This is a genomic window from Amorphus sp. 3PC139-8 (genome assembly GCF_040750475.1).
Taxonomy (GTDB): domain Bacteria; phylum Pseudomonadota; class Alphaproteobacteria; order Rhizobiales; family Amorphaceae; genus Amorphus.
Map to the genome: position 1 here is coordinate 182877 of NZ_JABJVY010000005.1, position 22111 is coordinate 204987.

16 protein-coding genes are annotated in these 22111 nt (G+C 63.7%); 11 read left to right on the top strand and 5 right to left on the bottom strand.

All coding sequences use genetic code 11. The features are described from left to right. The first annotated feature begins 717 nt into the window (after positions 1-717). The 4 genes from HNS03_RS07375 (at position 718) to HNS03_RS07390 (ending at position 6216) form a co-directional block, all read left to right on the top strand. A complete protein-coding gene (locus HNS03_RS07375; RefSeq protein ID WP_367194137.1) occupies positions 718-2178 on the top strand; it encodes a hypothetical protein in 1461 nt (486 codons plus the stop codon). Between the two features lie 566 nt (positions 2179-2744). Further along, positions 2745-3782 carry an ABC transporter substrate-binding protein gene (locus tag HNS03_RS07380; protein ID WP_367194138.1) on the top strand — a complete coding sequence of 346 codons (1038 nt, stop codon included), beginning with the start codon at positions 2745-2747 and terminating at the stop codon, positions 3780-3782. A 279-nt stretch (positions 3783-4061) separates the two neighbouring features. Beyond that, entirely contained in the window at positions 4062-4943 is an 882-nt protein-coding gene (locus tag HNS03_RS07385) for an ABC transporter permease (protein WP_367194140.1), read from the top strand. Between the two features lie 34 nt (positions 4944-4977). Further along, entirely contained in the window at positions 4978-6216 is a 1239-nt protein-coding gene (locus tag HNS03_RS07390) for a glycine betaine/L-proline ABC transporter ATP-binding protein (RefSeq protein ID WP_367194142.1), read from the top strand. Between the two features lie 19 nt (positions 6217-6235). Here the strand turns inward: HNS03_RS07390 and HNS03_RS07395 are convergent, their stop codons facing one another. Beyond that, entirely contained in the window at positions 6236-7171 is a 936-nt protein-coding gene (locus tag HNS03_RS07395; protein ID WP_367194144.1) for a LysR substrate-binding domain-containing protein, read from the bottom strand. A 100-nt stretch (positions 7172-7271) separates the two neighbouring features. On the opposite strand from HNS03_RS07395, the gene HNS03_RS07400 reads away from it, so the two are divergent. The 5 genes from HNS03_RS07400 (at position 7272) to HNS03_RS07420 (ending at position 14333) form a co-directional block, all read left to right on the top strand. Further along, positions 7272-7913 (top strand): peroxiredoxin, encoded by a 642-nt coding sequence (locus HNS03_RS07400; protein WP_367194146.1) that lies wholly within the window; start codon positions 7272-7274, stop codon positions 7911-7913. A gap of 308 nt (positions 7914-8221) precedes the next feature. Continuing rightward, entirely contained in the window at positions 8222-10810 is a 2589-nt protein-coding gene (locus HNS03_RS07405) for a DUF3772 domain-containing protein (protein WP_367194148.1), read from the top strand. Positions 10811-10963: 153 nt separating this feature from the next. Then, entirely contained in the window at positions 10964-11476 is a 513-nt protein-coding gene (locus HNS03_RS07410) for a CAP domain-containing protein (protein ID WP_367194149.1), read from the top strand. Between the two features lie 148 nt (positions 11477-11624). Continuing rightward, positions 11625-13277, top strand: coding sequence for an AMP-binding protein (locus tag HNS03_RS07415; protein ID WP_367194151.1), 1653 nt, complete (start codon positions 11625-11627; stop codon positions 13275-13277). 105 nt (positions 13278-13382) lie between these two features. Next, positions 13383-14333 carry an endonuclease/exonuclease/phosphatase family protein gene (locus tag HNS03_RS07420; protein WP_367194152.1) on the top strand — a complete coding sequence of 317 codons (951 nt, stop codon included), beginning with the start codon at positions 13383-13385 and terminating at the stop codon, positions 14331-14333. A gap of 147 nt (positions 14334-14480) precedes the next feature. Here the strand turns inward: HNS03_RS07420 and mdoH are convergent, their stop codons facing one another. From mdoH to HNS03_RS07440, 4 genes are all read right to left on the bottom strand, one after another. Further along, positions 14481-16277 carry a glucans biosynthesis glucosyltransferase MdoH gene (mdoH, locus tag HNS03_RS07425; protein WP_367194154.1) on the bottom strand — a complete coding sequence of 599 codons (1797 nt, stop codon included), beginning with the start codon at positions 16275-16277 and terminating at the stop codon, positions 14481-14483. A 46-nt stretch (positions 16278-16323) separates the two neighbouring features. Next, a complete protein-coding gene (locus tag HNS03_RS07430) occupies positions 16324-16512 on the bottom strand; it encodes a hypothetical protein (protein WP_367194156.1) in 189 nt (62 codons plus the stop codon). Continuing rightward, the gene (locus HNS03_RS07435) at positions 16493-18043 is read right to left on the bottom strand and encodes a glucan biosynthesis protein (RefSeq protein WP_367194157.1); all 1551 of its coding nucleotides are present in this window, start codon (positions 18041-18043) and stop codon (positions 16493-16495) included. Before HNS03_RS07435 ends, HNS03_RS07430 begins: the two co-directional genes overlap by 20 nt. 466 nt (positions 18044-18509) lie before the next feature. After that, positions 18510-20171: a glucan biosynthesis protein gene (locus HNS03_RS07440; RefSeq protein WP_367194159.1), complete on the bottom strand. Its 1662-nt coding sequence runs from the start codon at positions 20169-20171 to the stop codon at positions 18510-18512. Positions 20172-20439: 268 nt separating this feature from the next. Here HNS03_RS07440 and HNS03_RS07445 point away from each other — a divergent pair, with 268 nt between their 5' ends. Together HNS03_RS07445 and HNS03_RS07450 are read left to right on the top strand one after the other, a co-directional pair. Continuing rightward, positions 20440-21111, top strand: a complete 672-nt coding sequence (locus tag HNS03_RS07445; RefSeq protein WP_367194161.1) for a TetR/AcrR family transcriptional regulator — start codon at positions 20440-20442, stop codon at positions 21109-21111. A 39-nt stretch (positions 21112-21150) separates the two neighbouring features. After that, positions 21151-22086: a TAXI family TRAP transporter solute-binding subunit gene (locus HNS03_RS07450; protein ID WP_367194162.1), complete on the top strand. Its 936-nt coding sequence runs from the start codon at positions 21151-21153 to the stop codon at positions 22084-22086. Positions 22087-22111: the final 25 nt, after the last annotated feature.

Here is a 22111-nt window from a genome sequence, read left to right on the forward strand (position 1 = left end):
AAGCACGGGCGTTAATCGAGCCGCGCCTTCCAAAGAGGCGGCCCGACGCAGGGTTGATGACCGGCACGTTGTCAGCAATATCCTGCATGTGCTGAAGACAGGCGACCGACGAGCAGAACTGCTTGGCCGAACACGCCTCCTCCACCAACCACTTCAGGCATCGATCCCCGGCAGCTCTGAAGACACGTCCTCGACGCTTTGATGAACAGAGTCGGCGTGCATTCTCAACGTCAGTCACCCCCGCCACGCCAAGCCAGGCTGAATGACTTCCTATACGCTATCGCCCTCGCAGCCCTCACCTCACTCCAAGATTGATCAACTTCTCACTATAGACACCCTAGGTTATATTATCGTTATATGCGCAATGCGCTTCCGCTACCAGCTTTCACGGAAGATCTACATCAAAATTATATCCGCTCCTTTGATCACCAACGCCATCAGCGATAATTGTCCTGGAACAAACCAACACCCCTTGAAAAAGGAGACCGACTGCATGCTGCGCAAGCATATCATATTAGAGGCCATACTTCTATTCGTACTGGCAATTTTTTCTATTTCATTTTTAATGAATGATGTAATTTTTTCAGAATTTACTCGAGTCAGCGCAGATGACCAAGATGGAGCGCTTCAACTCGCCCTACTCGAACATTGGAGAAACGTGATTCACGGCGCTTCTCCTTGGCATACTGCCAATTTTTTTACCCCATCGAACGTACAATGGGATACAACGATACATATCTCCTTCTCGGTCTTACATTTTCCGGCATAAGAAGCCTCGGCCTGGATGCATTGATAGCACAAGAGCTTTCACATATAATTTTTCGAATAATTGGATTCTTATGTACGTGGATATTTTTCAGGAGATATTTAAGTGGATCAGTATTTTCTGCAGCCTTTGCAGCCACATTGACGGTAGTTCTGCACTCGGCTGCCTATGCAGTTTCGAACACACAACTTTCGCTGGTTGGCTTGACGCCTTTTGAACTCATTCTACTTGCCGAACTGCTTCGTTCCGCCGAGGAAGGCGCCCTCCTCAAAGGCATTTTAATCGGAGGTGGAATCGGCCTCTTGTTCGGCAGTTGGCTTATGACTGCTTTCTACATGGCCTGGTTTACTGGTGTTTTTATTATTGTCGGCGTGATCGCTCTGGCGCTATTCGACCGACGACTCCTAGCGAGCACCACAGCGAAATTTTGCACAAACCGCATGTGGTTGACGCCCATCGCCGCCGTTTTAGTAGCCTCGCCCTTTCTTTATTGCTTCTTATGGCTCTACGCTCCGAAACTCGCTGAAACCGGAGGGCAACCATTCAGCGAGATAGTCCGCTTTCTTTTGCCATTTCCAGGCGGTTTCCTTGGGCTGGCCGGCGAGAATTGGCTATGGTCAGATTTAATAAACGCCACCATATACGCCCCCTCGCAAGGTACATTCTTAGAGATATCCGGATATTCAGCATTCACGCCCTTAATGACCATTTGCTTTGTCGCAGCCGCCATCTCCGTTAACTGGTGGACACGCGGACTCTCGCGAAGCCTTCGCGCAGCAATCATTTGCGCTGTCATTGCAATATCAACTCTATATATCGCTCAAATGCGCTTTGGAAGCGTCTCTCCTTGGGAAATTATCTACCAAATTGTACCTGGCGCCGCAGCTATTCGGGTTGTTAATCGCATAAGCCTTCTACTTGCACTTCCGGCCGCCTGCGTTATTGCATTGTGGCTTCAGCTCAGAGTAGCAAAATATTCAATCATTATCGCATTTTTGCTAGGCTTATCAGTGATTCTTGAGCAATACTCTACCCTAGATATGGCGCGGATGGAAACAGGATCCATTGCCCGATTTATCGATTCGATCCCATCTCCACCAGAGAACTGCAAATCCTTCTACATTATTGATCCGCCCGCAATATCGCCCTTCTGGCCTGGACGCGTCTATGATCAGGACTCCTTGACGTGGATCAACGGCGACGTAATGGCCATGATTGTCGCATCAGAAATTAATCTACCGACAATAAATGGGCACGCAAGCTACTTGCCTAATGGTTGGTTCCTAAAAGGTGCGTTTGGTGAAGATTATAGGCGACGCATAGCAGACTATGCCCAAACTCACCAATTATCAGACCCATGTGAGCTCAACCTGACAGAACGACGTTGGAGCTGGCCTCTCTTTCGGGAGTAGCTATTTTATTGCGACCAATGTTCAGATCATACGACGCCATTGCCGCGCCTGAGGGTCAGAAGCGATAAATCCCGAGGTCATTGGTGGGAACAATTCGATCGAATCCCGAGGTCATTGGTGGGAACAATTCGATCGAATCCCAGAAAAGGCGCGCGCAATTTTGGAGATTTTTTTGTTTCCATCTCTTCGAAGAGTAAGATCTTGCAACACTTCGGGCGGACAAATAGACTTACTCAGATGGAGAGGGAGCCCTGCCCATCGCAGGTCTTTTAGCATATTCTTATCATTCCAGGCGCTATGACCTACTGCACTATCAGGCTCGATCCTAGAGTCTAGGTCATATCGCAGCTTTCCCGCCTACAAGACAGACGATGTCGCAGGCATGGAGACCGGGAAGCTCGGCGACGACTTCGAACCCCTTCGTCACAACACATCCGCGAAGCCGAGCGCCTCCGCAAAGGCAGTGGAGGCGGGTTCACAACCGGCAACAGCAATCTATACTGGCTCGACAAAGTCGGGGCCGCGGCTTCCGTACGCGGGTTCCCGCCGCGCCGGGGAGGATTGCCGTGCTGAAATACGCCGTCGCTGCCATTGCGGTCGCACTTCCCGCGACTTTGGCCGGATCGTCCGTATCCGCGCAGGAGGTGCCGGTCTGCGAGGTCGACCGCCCCGTTGCGCTCGCGGGTCTCGATTGGGATTCCAGCGCCTTCCACAACGGTGTTGTCAGCTTCATTCTGAAGCATGGCTACGGCTGCGATACGTCGATCGTCGCGGGCTCGACAATTCCGCTGCTCAACAGCATGGCCCGTGGCGAGGTCGACATCTCCATGGAGACCTGGATCCCCGACATTCCCGATGCCTGGGCCAGGGTCGCCGAGAACGGCAAGGTCGAGGCGATCGGGGTCAACTATCCCGACGCCACCCAGAACTGGTACGTCCCGAAATACACCGTCGACGGCGACGACGCGCCGGCCAAAGGGCTCGCGTCGGTCTCCGATCTGCCGAACGTCAAGGATGTCTTCGCCGATCCGGACAAGCCCGGCATGGGCCGCTTCTACAACTGCATCCTCGGCTGGGGCTGCGAGGTCATCAACACCAAGAAGCTCTACGCCTATGGCCTGACCGACAGCTACACCAACTTTCGGCCGGGAACCGGCGCAGCACTTGCCGCGACGATCGAGACCCACATTCGCCGCAAGGAGCCGATCCTGTTCTATTATTGGGGGCCGAGCCGGCTTCTGGGCCAGATCGGCGACCAGATCGTGGCGCTTGAGGAGCCTCCCTATAACGAGGAGACCTGGGCCGCGCTCACCTCGCAGACCAATCCGAGCGACGTGAAAGAGGCCACGGCCTATCCCCTCACCGCCGTCTCCATCGCCGTGAACACCGCGTTTGCGGAAATGGCGCCCGACATCATCCGCTTCCTGGACAGGTACGAGACCAGCAACGCGCTGATCTCCGACGCGCTCGCCTACATGCAGGCCAAAAACGCCACGGCCGAAGAGGCTGCCGTCCACTTCCTGAAGGAAAATCCGGACATCTGGACCGGATGGGTGCCTGACGAAGTGACCGAGAGTGTGAAAGCCGCCCTGACGGCGAGCTGACGAACCGAGCGCTGGCTTCACTTCGACCCGCCCCGTCCGGGTCGAAGTGGCAAAACCGCGACAGCGTGAGGACAAAAAACACTTCGCACTTTTCCTGGATTTCGCGTCCTTTCACGCAAATCCGGACGGAAAACCGCTTCGCACTTTTCCTGGATTTCGCGTCCCTTCGCGCAAATCCGGACGGAAAACCGCTTCGCACTTTTCCTGGATTTGCGCGCGCACCTGGTTTTCGATAGGTCCCGGGCCCACTGCCTGTCCGAAGCCGCCACGGAACCCCGCATGAACCAGGACACCCTCTTCCTCGGCGAACATGTCGGCCAGGCGATCCGCACGGCGACCAACGACGCCGTGCGCTTTCTCGTGGTGAACTACGGCGACGTGTTCGAGGCGATCTCCCGGGCACTCTTGACCGTTCTCGTCGCGCTGGAGCGCGGCCTGCGCGATGCGCCCGCCTGGGTGATCATCCTCGCCGTCGGCCTGCTCGCCTTCGGCGCCAGCCGCCGGATCGGGCTCGCGCTTTCCATGATGGTAGCGATGTGGTTCGTCGGCACGCTCGGCCTCTGGGAGCAAGCGATGCAGACGGTGGCGATTTTGCTCGTCTCCGTCGCGCTGTCGATCCTCATCGGAGTGCCGATCGGCGTCTTGTCCTCCCGGTCCGACCTGCTGCGCACCATCATTTCGCCGGTGCTCGACCTGATGCAGACAATCCCGAGCTTCGTCTACCTGATCCCGGCGGCCATGCTGTTCGGGCTGGGCAAGGTGCCGGCAATCCTGGCAACCGTGATCTACGCCACCCCACCGCTGATCCGCCTCACCGATCTCGGCATCCGCGAGGTCGCCGCCGATGTGGTGGAGGCAAGCCGCGCCTTCGGCGCCAGCCGCTGGCAGCTTCTGAAAGGCGTGCAGATCCCGCTGGCGCTGCCCTCCATCATGCAGGGCATCAACCAGACCACCATGATGGCGCTTGCCATGGTGGTGATTGCCTCGATGATCGGCGCACGCGGCGTCGGCGAGACCGTGCTGGTCGGTCTTCAACGCAACGATGCCGGACAAGGCCTGGTCGGCGGCATCGCCATCGTGGTGCTGGCTGTCGTGTTCGATCGCATCAGCCAGTCGATCGGCGCCAGAGCCCAGGCCTATCGCCGCGCCGGCCAGCGCTAATTCCTGGCCCAGCACCGATCGGGAGACCGCCGCGATGGCGTTGATCGAAGTCGAGCACATCACGAAGATCTTCGGCCCCGACCCGAAGGCCGCGCTCACGCGCGTTCGCCAGGGCTTCGACAAAGACGCGCTCTTGGCCGAGAGCGGCCACACGCTTGCCCTCGACGATGTCTCCCTTTCCATCGCAAAGGGCGAGATCTTCGTCGTGATGGGCCTTTCCGGCTCCGGCAAATCGACGCTGATCCGCCACTTCAACCGCCTGATCGACCCCACCGACGGTCGCATCCTGGTCGATGGCGCGGACGTGATGACGCTGAAGCCGCGCGCGCTCGAAGCCTTCCGGCGCGCGCGCATGAGCATGGTGTTCCAACGCTTCGGGCTCATGCCCCATCGCACGGTTTTAGAGAATGTCGCCTACGGGCTGGAGGTGCGCAGCGTTTCGCGGCGGGCGCGCCGGGCGACGGCGGCGAAATGGGTGGAAGCCGTCGGCCTCTCCGGCTTCGAGAACCAGTATCCGAGCCAGCTTTCCGGCGGCATGCAACAGCGTGTCGGCCTGGCGCGCGCGCTCGCCACCGACGCCGACATCCTGCTGATGGACGAGGCTTTCTCCGCCCTCGACCCCTTGATCCGCAGCCAGATGCAGGACCAGCTCATTGCGCTGCAGGCCGAGCTCAACAAGACCATCGTGTTCATCACCCACGATCTCGACGAGGCGCTGAAGATCGGCGACCGGATCGCGATCCTGAAGGATGGACGCCTGTCCCAGGTCGGCACCCCACCGGAAATCCTGCTCCGCCCAGCCGACGACTATGTCCGCGCCTTCGTGCGCGACGTGAACCGGGCGCGGGTTCTCACCGTCGACGTGGTGATGAAGCCCCCGCAACATCGCGTCACGGAGGAAAATCTGGAGCGCGCCTTGGCCGAGATGCGCCAGCTCGGTGCAGCTTACGGCTATGCCGTCGACGGCGACGCCTATCGCGGTCTGGTCACGCAAAACGCCGTGGAGGCAGCGATCGCCGAACCGAATGGCGCCAAAACCACCTGGGACGTGGTGGAGAATCGGCCTGTGGTCGCCACCTCCGACCCACTCGAAGTCGCACTGCCCGCAACGCTCGGTTCCGACTATCCGGTGGCCGTCGTCGACGCCGATGGCCGGCTGCGCGGCGTGGTGTCGTCTGAAACCATGTCGGATGTGCTCGCCCCACCGGCGAACGAGACGACACCGCCGAACGCCGCCGCGGGCGCGGAGGAGACCGGGCGCAAGGCGAGCTGACCCGGCGCAAGCGATCGACCTATTCCGCGGCGGCAGGCACCGCTCCCGCCGAGAGTTCCGCTCGTGCGGCCCGAAACACCTCTGCCAGCGCGCGGAAATCGTCGCCGTGAGGAGACGTCTTGCGCCAGGCAAGCACGACCTCGCGCGGCCGCGCCCCGGGCAAGGGCGTCAGCGCGACCCCGCTTGCTTGCATGCCCCCAGCGTCCACCGCGAGCTGCGGCAACAGGGTGATCCCCATTCCCTCCGCCACCATCGCCGCCAGCGTGGCCAGGCTGGTGGCGGCAAAGCTGTCGTCCTGGGCAACGGCAACGTCCGGGAAAGCGGAAAGCGCGTGGCGCTGCAGGCAATGCCCCTTTTCCAGAAGCAGGAGCTCGGCGCCGGCGAGATCCGATCCGGCGACGTTGGTTCGATGGGCCAGCGGATGATCGTTCGGCGTCGCGAGCTGATAGCCGTCCTCGAACAGCGGTTCGGTCTCGACCGATCCGATCTCATGCGGCAGTGCGATCAGCACCAGGTCCAGCCGTCCGGCCGCCAGCCCGGCCAAAAGCGATTCCGTCAGCTCTTCGCGTAGATAGAGGCGCAGCTCCGGATGGGTTCTCCTCAGCAACGGCAGCGCCTTCGGAATCAGGAACGGGCCAACCGTCGGGATCGCCCCCAGGCGCAGGTCGCCTCGCAAATGGCCCCGCTGACGGGCGGCAAGCTCGTCGATCTCCTTCACGTCGGCCAGGATCGTGCGAGCGCGACGCGCGATCTCCTGGCCGATCGGCGTCAACAGAACCGAGCGCTTCGTCCGTTCGGCGAGCGTCACGCCGAGCACATCCTCCATTTCTTTCAGGGCCGAGCTGAGCGTGGGCTGCGTGACCAGACAGGTCTCGGCGGCCCGCGAGAAATTCAGCTCGTCGGCAAGGGCCACGAGGAAACGCAACTGGCGAAGGGTGAGAGCGGACTCCGTCATAGACATACTCAATAAATGACAATCGAATAATCAATTTCCAAGATTGGAAGCCTCGGCCTACCTCTGGGTCATCGAAATCGCAACCCCGAAGGAGCCGACCATGTCCGACCAAGCTGTCTCGCTGCCCCGTCTGAACGAGCCCGCACCCGACTTCCAAGCGCTGACGACCGACGGCACCAAGAGCCTCGCCGACTATCGCGGCAAGTGGCTCGTGCTGTTCTCCCACCCGGCGGACTTCACGCCGGTCTGCACCACGGAGTTCATGGCATTCGCCAAGCGCCAGGACGCGTTCGCCGCGCTCAACGTGGAGCTCCTGGGCCTCTCTATCGACAGCCACTACGCCCACATCGCCTGGATGCGCGCGATCAAGGAGAGCTTCGACGTGGAGATCGGTTTTCCGATCATCGCCGACCTCGATATGAAGGTCGCCAAAGCCTACGGCATGATCCAGCCGGGAGCATCCGACACGTCCGCCGTGCGCGCGACGTTCGTGATCGACCCGAACGGCGTCCTGCGGGCCATGCTCTACTATCCGATGAGCAACGGCCGCTCGGTTGAGGAAATCCTCCGCCTCGTGAAGGCGCTCCAGACCTCCGATGTCGAAAAGATCGCAACGCCGGAAGCCTGGCAGCCCGGCGACGACGTGATCGTGCCTCCGCCGGCGACCGCAGCCGCCGCCGCGACCCGCGGGTCCGAGGGCTACAACACGGTCGACTGGTACTTCTCGACCCGCAAGCTCTGACCTCCGAAAACCGACAGGCCGCACCGGCGCTCCGCCCCCAAGGCGGAGCGCCTTGTCCTCAGAGCGATGATGTCCGTGCCGGAAGAGGTTGGATCACCCGTGTGTGATCCGCCCCCAGTTCGCGCATGCCAAATCCTGCAAATTCGCTCCCGACTTAATTTTCGCGTCCGTTTCGCGCATGGTGGAACCGACGATGGCCGCGCTTCGCCACACCACTGCCGCGTTCTGTTGCAGGTTGGCTGGCGAGCCGGTCGCCGTCGCGTCCGGTCCGTTCGACCCTGCCTTTTGGCCTCGCCAACGGATGTCCTATGCGCTGGTTCTGGCGATCTCTCTGCTGCAGCCTCCTGATCGTCGCCATTCTGGTGCCAGCGATCGCCGGTGCGGTCGCGCAAGACGCGCAACCGCCGGAAGACAACCCGGACGCTCCTTCGGGCACCACCCCGCTTGAAGCTGCCCCTTCCGAACCGGTCATTCCCGCGACCGTCGATCCCGCCGATCAGGGCCAGCTCGATGCCTGGCGCGCCAGGCTCGACCGGATCTCCGAACGGCTCGTCAACACCGACCTCAGCGACGAAGAGATGATCGATCTCAGGCGCTCGGTCTCGGAGATCCACAACCAGATCCAACCAATGATCGAGCGGCTGCAGCCGCGCGCCGATGCCCTGCGCGCCCGTCTCCAGGAGTTGAGCCTGCCGAAAGAGCAGAGCGCGCTGGAGCCGGAAGCCCTGAAACGGGAGCGCGAAACCCAGACCCGCAACCTGGTGGCTCTGGAAGCGGTCCTTAAACAGGCGCACGCGACGGCGCTGCGGGCCGACGAGGTGGTTACCACCATCGAAGATAAGCGGCGCCGGCTGTTCGCCCAGGAGATCGGCGAGCGTCGGCGCTCCATCCTCGATCCCGGATTATGGCGGGACTTCATCTCCGAGATTCCGGAGGTGATGCGCCGCGTCCGGTCCCTGATCAACGACTGGCGCGGCGTCGTCAGCCTGCGCAGCGAGTGGTCGACGTGGGGTAGCCTGCTGGCGATCGCGGGTCTCGCGTACCTCCTGTTCGGGCCCGTGCGCCGCCACATCTATCGGCGAATCAGCCGCGATCCGTCTGCCACCAACGTCCCTTCCCTGACCAAGGCCAGTCGCGCCGTCGCCATTGCCTCACTCAATGTGGGGCTGGTGGCCGCCGTCATGATGGCGTTGATCGGCACGCTGGACGCGTTCAACCTGTTGCCGCACCGGATCGAAAAAAGCCTGGTCTCGTTGCTGATCGCGCTTGGGCTGTTCGCCTCGATCCGCGGGCTCGCCGTGGCGATCGTGGCTCCGAACCGGCCCGGCTGGCGCTATCTGTCCGTCGCCGATTCCGGCGCAGGCACGATCATGCGTTGGGTCATTCTGTCCGGCGGCATCTACAGCCTCGGCCTGTTCTTCGCCCGTATGGCCAATGTCATGGCCCTGCCGCTACCGACGATCGAGGGGATCCAGGGGGTCTTCGCGCTCGCCACCGCTGCGGCCTGGATGGGATCGCTCAGGGCGATCGCGCGCGGGCTCAATGAGGATTCCGACAGCCCGGACGGCGGCTCGATCGCGATCTGGCGATGGGTGTTGCCGCCGGCCTGGCTTGCGGCCATCGTCGCTGGCTTCGCCCCCCTCGCCGGCTACCTCACGCTGGGCTGGTTCATGATCGGCCAGATGGTCTGGACCGGGCTCGTTCTGTCGATCCTCTATCTGATCCTAATCCTCGCCGACGAGGTGATGACTGCGACCTTCCGCGGCGGCACCACCGTCGGCGATATCCTCCTGCGCGACCTCCGCTTCCGACCGGCGACAGTGGAGCAGACCGGCGTCCTGTTGTCCGGGCTCGGCCGCCTCCTCTTGATCGCGTTCGCCTTCGTAACCTTGCTGGCACCGTTCGGCTTTACAGGCGACGATCTTTTCACCGCCCTGCGCCGCTCCGTCACCAACGTGTCGATCGGGTCGGTCACGCTCTCTCCGGCCGCCTTCCTCGGCGCCCTGATCGTGTTCGCGATCGGAATGCTCGCCACGCGCGCCTTCCAGCGCTGGCTCGATACCCGCTTTCTGCCCCACACGCGCATGGACGTCGGACTGAAGACCTCGGTGCGCACCGGGCTCGGCTATCTCGGCGTGATCACGGCCGGCGTGGTGGCGTTCTCCGTTGCCGGCTTCAATCTCCAGAATGTCGCGCTGATCGCCGGCGCGCTCTCTGTCGGCGTCGGTTTCGGCCTGCAGTCTATCGTCAACAACTTCGTCTCCGGCCTCATCCTGCTGGCCGAACGGCCGATCAAGGTGGGCGACTGGATCGTCGTCGGCGCCGAGCAGGGCTACGTCAAACGCATCAACGTGCGTTCCACCGAGATCGAGACCTTCGACCGCTCCAGCGTGATCGTGCCGAACTCCGACCTGATTTCGGGCGTCGTCAAGAACTGGATGCACACCGACACCACCGGACGCGTGATCATCGACGTGCGCGTTCCCTTCGACGCCGATCCCGACAAGGTCCACGATCTCCTCCTGGAGGTGGCGCAGGACCATCCGAACGTGCTCGCCTATCCGGAAGCAAAGGTCTATCTCTCCAACTTCGGCGAATCGGCGTTGGAGTTTCAGATCTTCTGCTATCTCGGCAACGTGGACTATGTGCTCAGCGCCCGTTCGGAGCTGCGCTTCGCCGTCTACCGGACCTTGAAGGCCAATGGGATCGAGATCCCCTATACCCGCCGCGACCTCCACATGGTCGATCTCGACACGCTCGAACGCTTCGCCAATGCCGGCGCCAACCGACCGAGCCGTCCGCGCAAGCGCGCCAGCGGCAAGGGGACAACCAGCGGACCGGCCGAACCGCTCGAGGTTCCGGACGCCGACGGGGGAGGCGATGGCGGCGACGCGTGATTTGAGGCCTATTGAGGATTAGGTTGCGCCGGGGTGAAAAACGGAATCCGCTTTTTTTGCCAAACCGGAGCGCCATGGAAAAGAACGAGAGCAACGTCAGGCAAAGTCGATCCCCACTTTGACCTCGAATTTGCGTCAGCAAGGATATCCTGCATGGTCCGGCTTCGCGCCCGTCACCTTCTCCTCCTCCTGCCGCTGGCCCTGCTTGCCGCCTGCGCCAAGGCGCCGGAACAGCCGGCCTTCTATCGCGATCTCGGCGGCGCAAGCGCCCATATCGACGCACAATCCGCGCTTAACCTGATCAACAGCTACCGCGCCAACAACGGCCTGCCGACGCTGACGCTCGATCCCGCGCTGACCGGCGTTGCCCAGGAGCAGGCCGACCTTTTGGCCGCCCGCGACAGCGTACAGCTCTCGCTCGCCGGCGAGCGCAAGCTCGACGCCCGGCTCGACGCCGCCGGCTATCATGCCGCCTCCGCGGTGGAGAATGTCAGCGCCGGCTACCGGACCGTGGCGGAAGCCTTTTCCGGTTGGCGAGAGCTCAAGACCCACAACGCCAACATGCTGAAGCCGGATGCGACTCGGTTCGGGATCGCCACCGCCTACGCGCCCGGCAGCAAATATAAGGTGTTCTGGGCTGCGATCTTCGCGGCGCCGGCCGAATAGCCGGCCTCCTCGGTCAAGGGACGATTTGCAAGGAGCGGCCGACGTTCTCATAAAGGGGCCTAGGTTGAGCAATTCGCTCTCGTTCGGATCGTTTCGACCCGAACCCGAAATGCTCCAGAGCCCGCGACAAAGATAAGAAGAGCGCACCTTGACGATCCTCTCCCCCGCCCCGGACTACGACACCCTGATCGCCGGGTTCCGCTGGCAGGTGCCGGAGCGCTACAACATTGCCGCCGACGTTTGCGACGTCTGGGCCGCCCGGACGCCGGATCGCACCGCGCTGATCGAGATCACCGCCGACGGCAGCCGACGGGAGATCTCCTATCTCCGCCTGCGCCAAGCCACCGACAGGCTCGCCAACGCACTCCTAGCGCTCGGGATCGGCCGCGGCGATCGGGTGGCGATCTTTCTGCCCCAGTGCCTGGAAACCCTGGTCGGCCATCTCGCCGTCTATAAGCTCGGCGCCATCGCCCTGCCGCTTGCCAACGTGTTCGGACCGGAGGCGATCGCCTACCGGCTCGCCAATGCCGGTGCGCGCGCGATCCTCACCAACGCCGCGGGTGCGGCGAAGGTCGCCGAGATCCGCGACCGGGTGCCGGACCTCTCCCTGGTGCTCTCCACCGACGGAGCCGGGCCGGACGCGCGGGACTATCACGCCCTCGTCGCCCGCGCCTCGGACCGGTTCGAGACCGTCGATACCGGCGCCGACGAGCCGGCGATGATGATCTACACCTCCGGCACCACCGGACCGCCCAAAGGCGCGATCCATGGCCACCGGGTGCTGCTCGGCCACATCCCCGGCGTGCAGATGCACCACGATTTCCTACCCCAGCCCGGAGACCGGATCTGGACTCCGGCCGACTGGGCCTGGGCCGGCGGCCTTCTGAACGTGCTGCTGCCGGCCTTGAAGCTGGGCGTGCCGGTGGTCGCGCGGCGCTTCGACCGGTTCGACCCGGAGGAGGCGTGGCGTCTGATGGTCGACCAGGAGGTCCGCAACGCCTTCATCCCGCCGACAGCGCTGCGCATGCTGAAAGCCGTGCCGCCACCCGCCGGCCTCGCGCTGCGTTCCGTGGGCTCCGGCGGCGAAAGCCTCGGGCGCGGCACCTTCGACTGGGGCCGCGAGGTGCTGGGTCTCACCATCAACGAGTTCTACGGCCAGACGGAGTGCAATCTCGTGCTGTCGTCCTGTGCCGCGATCGGCGTCAACCGGGCCGGCGCCATCGGACGGGCGGTGCCGGGGCACCGGGTGGCGATCGTGGACGACGACGGCGTGGAAGTCGCCCGTGGCGCTCAGGGCACCATCGCGGTGCAAGCGCCCGATCCGGTGATGTTCCTGCATTATTGGGGCAGTCCGGCCGCCACGCGCGAAAAATATCGCGGCGACTGGCTCCTGACCGGCGATCAGGGCGTGATGGACGAGGAGGGCTATGTCACCTTCGTCGGCCGCGACGACGATGTCATCACCTCCGCCGGCTACCGGATCGGACCGAGCGAAATCGAGGATTGCCTGATCGGCCATCCGGCGGTGCAGCTCGCGGCCGTGGTCGGCAAGCCCGATCCCGTGCGCACCGAGATCGTCAAGGCCTTCGTTCAGGTTACGCCGGACCTCGTGCCGGACGACGCGCTCGCCGCCGAAATCCAGGCGCATGTGCGCAGGCGCCTGTCCGCCCACGAATATCCGAGAGAAATCACGTTCGTGGACGAGATGCCGCTGACCACCACCGGCAAGGTGATCCGCCGCGCCTTTCGCGACCGGGTGCGCCAAGAGGCCGAAGCGGATCGATCGACCGACGATGGCTGAGCCCGGCAATTTCGGCAAAGCGGAGGCGCCGTTCTCCGTCCGAGATTGCGACACGAGAAGACCTGCAGAGCGCGACCACCCCCCGCACACGAGGACGCCCCGCCCATGCGGCTTGCCACCTTCAACCTGGAATCCTTTGGCGGGGACAAGCCCGGCGAAGCGGCGACGCTCGCACGGATCGCGCTCTTGCGGGCCCGGTTGACGGCGATCGAAGCCGACATTCTCTGCCTGCAGGAGGTGAACGGCCAGCGCGATCCACGGGGAGGCTCGCGCACGCTCGCCGATCTCGACCATCTGATCGCCGACACGCCGCTCGCCGGCTTCGACCGCGCAAGCGCCGGCTCGGAGACCTCGCTGGGCGACCGGCACAATCTGGTGATCCTGTCGCGCTACGAGATCATCGACGTCAAGCGCCTGCTCCACGACCGCGTACCGCCGGCTCAGATCCCCGTACCGGCCTCGCCCGAGGCGCCGCTGGAAGCCCGGTTCGACCGGGCGGTGCTGCAGGCGACCATCGCGCACCCGTCCGGGCGAAACATTGCGCTGTTCAACGCCCATTTGCGCGCACCGCTGGCGGCTCCGGTCGCCGGGGAAAAACTCACAGGCAGCACCTGGCGCACTGCCTCCGGCTGGGCGTCCGGCCTCTATCTCGCCGCCGCCAAGCGGCTTGGGCAGGCGCTGGAGATCCGCCATGCCGCCGATCAGCTTCTGGATGCCGACCCTGACGCGCTGATCGCAGTGGCCGGCGATCTCAACGCCGATCTGATCGAGACGCCGCTGCGCATGCTGATGGCCCTTCCCGAAGACACGGAGACGGACGCGCTGGCACCTTACGCCCTCCACGCCTTGGAGGAGCGGTTGCCCGAACCGCTTCGCTTCAGCGCCAGGCACGGCGCGCGCCGGCACCTGCCCGACCATATTCTGGCGAGCCGCGCGCTTGCCGATCGGTTGATCGATGTGCGCCTGGACAACGAGGCGGTGGTGGACGATCTGCGGGTGCCGGCGGGCTTTCTCGGCTCGCTGCACGCCCCGCTCTCCGCCCGCTTCGATATGTGACGCACCGTCGGGAAGGCTGGGAACTTTGCTATGTCTCCGCCCCGCTCACCCCGGCTTGCACCGGAATGAGCGGCCATGGGAGCGCCTTTTGCGGCGACGGCAAAATAATGCCGGAGCGGTCGAACGGTTCCGGCTCCCGGCAGTCGTTCAGCCAACGACGTCGGCTTCGGCCCGCACCGGCCCGGCGGTCTCGTCCAAAGCGTCGGGCAGAACCGGCTCGCCACGCCAGCGGCCAAGCACGCCGCGGAACTGACGCACCACCGACGGCGCCCGCCGTTCCACCGGCGTCACGAACAGGCCCAGCCGTCGGCCCGCCCGCCCGCTAGCCGGGGTCGAGCTCAGATAGATCACGATCGGCGCCAGCATCATCGGCACACCGACCGGAAGCAGCCAGGGCAACAGGTCCGGCGAAAACGCCACGGTCACGCCGAGTGCCAGGATGCCCACGACCGACATCCACCAGCTTCCGGCCCAGGCCTCGGTCGCCGAAACGCCCTCGTCGCGGTTGGAGACGGGCCAGCCGCCATCGGCACCGGTGACGATCTGGAACACCGCCCGGCTCTGGAACAGCAGCATGATCGGCGCCATCACGCTCGACCACAGCACCTCCACGATGGTGGAGCCGGCAACCGCCGCCGCGCTGGAAAAGCCGCGATCAGAGGCCTTGCCGGAGACCCTCGCCAGAATGAGAAGCCGGGGCAGCACCAGGAGAGCCGCCACCGTTGCCAGCAGGATCAGCGCCTTGGTGGTGTCCACGTGCGGAAAGCGCGGAAACAGCATCCCTGGCTCGGGGAAATAGACCGGGTCGGTCGCGAAGATCGGCGCCATCAGACTGGTCACCAGGAAGGCGAGCCAGAGCGGGGAGGCCAGGTAGGCCATGATCCCCTGCACCAGGCTGAACCGGGCCCAGGGCGAGAATCCCGGAGAGAACAGAAGCCGCGTATGCTGCAGATTGCCCTGGCACCAGCGCCGGTCGCGCTTGGCATAGGCCATCAGGTCGTCGGGCGCCTCCTCGAACGAGCCTTCCAGATCGGTATCGAGCCGCAGGCGCCAGCCACCGCGGGCCAGCAAGGCCGCCTCAACATAGTCGTGGCTCAGAATATCACCGCCGAACGGAGGCTTGCCGGACAGTTTCGGCAGGCCACAACACGCCGCGAACGCCTCCGTGCGCAGCATCGCGTTGTGGCCCCAGAAGGTGCCGTAGCTGCCCTGCACGGCCGCCAGGCCGCGCGCGAACGACGGCGCGAAAAACCACGACGCGAACTGCATCGACCGTCCGAACCAGGACTTGGCGTTGATCACCTTCGGCAACGTCTGCAGAAGGCCGAGCTTCGGATCCGCCTCCATGCGCCGCGCCATTTCCACGATGGTCTCGCCGTCCATCAAACTGTCGGCATCGAGAATGAGGAGAAAGTCGTAGTGGCCGCCGGAGCGACGGACGAAGTCGGCCACATTGCCCGCCTTGCGGCCGTGATTGACCGAGCGACGGCGGTAGAACATGCGCCCGTCTTGGCCGCTCTCCTCCACCATGCGCAGGAACCAGCGCTCTTCGTCCTCCGCAATGGTCTCGTCGCGGGTGTCCGACAGGATCACGAAATGGAAATTCTGCGCTGCGCCGGTCGCCTCCAGGCTCTGATGCATCGCCGAAACGCGAGAGAAGGTCGCCACCGGATCTTCGTTGTAGATCGGCACGAGGATCGCTGTCCGTCGCGACGATGCCGGCTCCGCGCTCGGCGGCCGCTTGCGGTCGGGCACGAACAGTCCCGTAAAGGCGAGCGTCGCACCCAGCGAGATGCCGAAGGAGGTGATCGCGAGCAGCCCCACGCGGAAGAGATCGAGCGCGTCGAGATCGTCCGAGGCCACAAAATCGAAAAACAACGACGTGGCGACGAACGTCAGGATCAAGCTCGCCGCGATCGTCAACACGCGGTAGTAGTAGACCATAGATCAGCTTCCCGCCGGATTGGCGATAGGGCTAGGCGGCAAGCGGCTAACGGCGAGCCGCGAGCGGTGCGAACAGGGATGCAAGCCCCAGTCGCTCCGACCAGCTCACCTCCAGCACTTGAACCGGCATCGCCATCGGGGCGCGCGGAGGGGCGAACGCTTCGATCGAAGCCGCTCCGGACGAATGCGCGTCGATCGTCTCGAGCGCATCCGGATTAGACACGTCGTGTCTCATCGCCAGGTCTCCATTGATAAAGCCAGGTTTCCGTCAAAGGCCGGTCGGCCAACATGAGACGAACGGTTAGCTCGACAGGACGTTCCCCATCGGGAAGCACATCGAACGCAAATCGCCACAGGCCATCCTCGATCCGGAACAGCGCCGTCGCTTCGGTCTGCCCTCCGTTGACCGAAAAATCCGCGCTCAGCGGCGAGTCCGCCGGCAAGCCGCGCAGCATGCCACCGCCGAAATCGACCACGAATTTGCGCAGGCCATCGTCGCGACGCGATCCGGGCGGACCGCCGGCGCCGGTTCGGGTGGTCACGGCAAGACCGAGAACGCTTTCTTCCGAGCCGGGCACGCCCCACACCATCCGATAGTCGAGATGACGTTCCGTCCCGGCCTGAACCGGCTCTTCCGGGGTCCAGAACGCCACCACATTGTCCATATGATCGGCATCGGCGGGAATCTCGACGAGCTGGATGTGACCCTTCCCGAAGCCGGCGTGGGGTTCCACCCTCAGCGAGGGGCGCTTTTCGTAGTGCGCCTCGGCATCCTCGTAGTCGGCGAACGCCCGATGGCGCTGATTGAGCGCGAACGACAAGGGGCTGTCCTCGCCGAAAAAGGAGTTCGCCAGCACACTCGGATTGTTGAGATGGCGCCAGACCTCGTCCCCATTCTGGCGGATGATCCGCAGGCCTTCGCTGTCGTGCACCCGCGCGCGAAAATCGTCGAACACCGCCCGATTGTTCTCCCCGAACAGGAACATCGACGTCATCGGGGCGATCCCGAGACGGCGCACGTCCTCGCGGAAGAAGAGATTGGCGACGATGTCGGTGACGGTGGAGAGCCCCGGCCGGATGGTGAAGGCATAGGCCCCGGTCACGCTTGCGCTTTCCAGCGCCGCATAGACGCGAATCTCCGTCGCCCGCGGGCCGGGACGTTCCAGATAGAATTCCGTGAAGCGCGGAAACTCCTCCTCGCGCCCGGCGGCCGTGTCGATCGCCAGTCCCCGCGCGCTGATGCCGTAGACGTTGCCGTAACCGACGGCACGAAAATAGCTTGCTCCCTGGAACGCGATCACTTCGTCGAAGACGTCCGGCCGATTGAGCGGAAAATGCAGGCGAAAGCCCGCCACGCCCGGCATCGGGAGGGACTCGAAATCGGCCGGGTTCAGCGGGTCGCGATAATCGAAATCCCCAGGCGAGAAGGTCAGTTCGTGCGGCTGGCCGTCGACCAGCTCGAAAATCTTCACCGGCTCGTTGAAGAGCCAACCCAGATGGAAGGCATGGATGCGAAACGGCGAATCCGTGTCGCGCCAAACCGCCCGGTCGGGCCGAAAGGCGATCTGCTTGTAGGCTTCGTAATCGAGCTGACGTACCGGCTCGGGAACGTCGAAGGACGGTTGTTCGAACGGCTCGCCGGCCTTTGCCCGCATCCGCTCGGTCAACGCCTCGAAAGAAAAAGGCGCGGGCTCCGCCCCGCCTGCCGCATCGGCTTCGCCTTGCGTTGCCGCATCCTGCTCTTGTGCCGATGCTGACCGGACCATCGTGCTCGTGGCAACAAGGCCCGAAAGCCCCCCAAGCATTGTTCGACGTGTCAGCATCGCGCCGCCGGGCGTTCCGCGCCCGCCTTATTGTGCACCGCCATATCTCCCCACACCGCGATTCATGGCACACGGGTCTAACCGACCAGGGACGATCGGGTTCCCTACCACCGGTCGAATATTGGCGGGGCCATCGTGACCGTCTTATGGCGGTTAAATGCTTTTCAGGTGGTGATTTTTTTCCTGCCCCTCCGAAGCCACCCCAATCGCCAGGGTCGAACACACCCTGTGCCGATCCGAATTATGACGACATTGCGGCGCAACAATAGGACCGGAAACAAGGTCCGGCCTCCCCAAATTTTCAGGGGAAGGCGCTGGTGGCCACGCAGCCGAGGGCGGTCGGGCTCCGGCGGCCGAACTTCGGCCGCCGCAAAGCCGACTTGTCGCAGAAACCAGGCCTTCGCCCCGATTATGACGGATAGTCGAACGGCAGATATTGCTGCATCCAGGTCTCGCTCAGAACGCTGTCGCCGAGCTTGAGATAGCACCTGAGTTCGACCGGCTCCTGGCCATCGACGTCCAGATCGAAGACAGCGCGCCAGCGATCGGTGCCGACGACCTTGACGACGTAGCGGCCCGACACCTTTCCGCGGGAGGCATCCACGACCGGCTCGATGTCGTAGCGCTGCTCCAGATCGGCCAGTGGCCCGCCGGAAAAGTCGATGACGAATTTCTTGCCGTCGCTCGCCCGGTGCTGGCCGGGAACGCCCGCGCGACCGATCCGGGTGGAGACCACGCGCGCCACCGATTTCGGCGGGAACGGCTCCTCCGACACCCAATAGAGACGATAGGGGAAATGCAGCGCGTCGCCGGCGCGCACCGGCTTCGTCGGTTTCCAATAGGCCGCGATGTTGTCGTAGATCTCGTCGTCTGTCGGGATCTCGACGAGCTGGACCTCGCCCTCGCCCCAGTCGGACCGCGGCTCGATCCACACGCCGGGCCGCTTGTCGTAGAACGCGCCGTCGTCCTCGTAGTTCTCGAAGTCGCGATCGCGTTGCAAAAGGCCGAACCCGCGCGGATTGTCGTCAAGAAAGGCGCTGGTGCGCACTGCGCGCGGATTGTTGAGGGGCCGCCAGATGCGCTCGCCTGAACCGGTCCAAAGGGCGAGGCCGTCGCTGTCGTGAACCTCCGGGCGCCAGTCTGTCGACTGATGCCGATTGGTTTCGGAATACCAGAACATGGAGGTCAGCGGCGCAATGCCAAGCCGCTCGATCGGCTTGCGGACGTAGATATGGGCGTCGATGTCCATCACGATCGCATCCGGGCGGGTGATCACAAACCGATAGGCGCCGGTGCAGCTTTCGCTCTCCAGCAGCGCATCGATGATCATCGCGTCCGGATCGTCGGCCTTGCCATGCAGCCAGAAGGCGGAAAAGCGCGGAAACTCTTCCGGCTTGGTCAGTCCGGTGTCGATGGCGAGCCCGCGCGCCGACAGGCCGTACTGCCCATCCGGACCGGACGAGCGGAAATAGCTCGCGCCCAGAAAGGCGAGCCAGTCGGTCTCGGAGTCCGGGTTCATCAGGCGGAAGCCGGCGTAGCCGAGATCGTCGGGAAGCTTCGCCTCCAGCGTCTTGTCCTTATAGGCGAAGACGTCGTGCTCGTAGCCGATCTTCCGGGCCTGGCCCTGGTCCACCAGGTAGAGGTCGACCGGCTGCTTGAAGTAGCGCCCGAGATGGAACAGACGGACCGGTACGGTGGTTTCGCCCTCCGAGCCGAGCGTGTTTTCCGGCTTGAAGGTGATCGACTGGTAGGCGTCGAAGTCGACCGTTTCCAACAGGTCGGCGTGGGCCACGGTCTCGGCCACATAGGGCTGGGCGGCCAGGCGCCGGGCGCGAGTCTGAAGAGCCTCGAAACTGTAGGATGCCGGCGTTCCCAACGGCAGTTCGCCGTCGGCGGCCAAGGCCATCCGGGCCAGCGGCGGCGCGCCCAGAGCCGCCAGCAATGCCGTGGCCCCACTCAGAACATGCCGTCGGTTCAGTCCCACACCACCAGTCGTCATGAGCTCACCCTTGCTTTCCGATGTCGGTTCGCCGTCCTGCGCATGGCCGCTGTGCACGCGTTGCTTGCGCACGTTCGCGCACCCCGTTGCGCGGACCGTTTGCGCACTCTGCGCAAACGGTCCGCGCAGGCCCTTTCGTTGCAACACAACAAATGCGGTGAATTTGCGCAGATTCCGGTTTTTCGCAGTCAGCCGACGCTCACGCCCGCGTCAACAAGCGGATCGGACGGCTCGACCGAGAAATTTCGACAACCGTCCAAATCGCGTGGACAACCTTTCTAGATCGCGATAGGTAACCCCACGCTGCCCAGTCGGAGCGGAACCATCGGGGGACCCCGTCTTGTCGCGAAACGACACGCGCCAGACCATTCTGGAAACCGCCGAGGCGCTGTTTGCCGAGCGCGGATTCGGCTCCGTGCCGCTGCGGGAAATCGCCCGGGTCGCCGGCGTTCATGTCGGCAGTGTCAGCTATCATTTCGGCGACAAGCTCGGCGTGCTGGAGGCGATCTACACCACCCATACGCAGCCCATGAACGCCCGCCGTCTGGAGCTGATCGGCGAAGCCATGCGGATCCGCGACGACGAGCAGCGGCTCGTTGCCGTGCTGCGCGCCTACGTGCTGCCCGCCTTCACCTCATCCCATGCCGAGGCCGGCGGCGGCGCCCGTTTCACGCGCATGCGGGCGGTTTTGTCGGCGGAAGGCAACGCAGAAGCGCGCCAGATCATCGCCAGGGCGTTCGACACGACGACCCGCGCCTTCATCGACGCAATCGCGGACTGCCTGCCCGGCGCGGACCGGGACACCATCGTCTGGCGCTCGCAGTTCCTGCTGGGGTCGCTCTACTACACCCTGATCAATCCGGAACGGATCACGCGCCTGTCCGACGGGCGCTCGCAAGGCGACGATCACGAGCGCGCCATCGACGAGCTCGTCGCCGCCTTTGTCGCGAGCCTGCGCGCGCTGGCCGGTCCGGTCCGGCACTCCGAATCCACGACTTTTCAAACCGCCTGACCGCACCCGCGGCAGCGAAACAGCAAGGGAGGCAAAGTGATGAAGCTGATCCACGCCTTTACGGCCGCCGCAGTGGCCGCAGTCGTCGCCTCGGCGGCGCCGGCCGCCGCGCAGGAGCGCATCGCCATCGGCACCGGCGGCACCGGCGGCCTGTTCTATGTCATCGGCGCCGGCATGGCCGACGTGCTGAACAAGCACATGGACAACAGCACCGCCCGCGCAGAGGTGACGGGCGCCTCGGTGGAGAATATCCGCCGTGTCTCGGCCGACCAGATGAATTTCGGCTTCTCGTCGTCCTCGACCCTCTACGAGGCGAAGAACGGCGAAGGCGCCTTTGACGGCGATGCCCAGCCGGTGGCCGCGATGGCCTACCTCTATCCGGCGGTGCTGCAGCTTGCGACCACCGAGGATACCGGCATAACCTCGATCGCGGACCTCAAGGGCAAACGCGTCAATCTCGGCCCGCCCGGCTCCAACGCCTCGGTGCTGTCGCGCCGGCTGCTGGAGGCCTACGACGTGTTCGATCCGGGCAACGTGGAGTTCCTGTCCTACACGGAAGGCACCAACGCGCTCATGAACGGCACCGTCGACGCCACCGTGGTGCTGGCCGGCGCGCCGACCGCCGCCCTGATCGATCTCGACGCCCAGCGCGACATGGTCCTGCTCCCGCTGGAGGAGGAAAAAGTCGCCGGCATGCTGGAGACCTACCCCTTCTATCAGATCTACGAGATCCCGGCGGGCACCTATCCCGATCAAAGCGAGCCGGTGGCCGTGATCAATGATCCCGCGACGCTCTTCACCAAGGAGGATGCGGACGAGGAAGAGATCTACCTGATCACCAAGACGCTGTTCGACAACCTCGACGAACTCGGCAAGGTCCATCCCCAGGCCAAGGCGATCAACAAAGAAACCGCCACCAACACGCCGATCGCGCTGCATCCCGGCGCCCAGCGCTATTTCGACGAAACGAAATAACGCCTCGAAGCGACCCCAACACGGA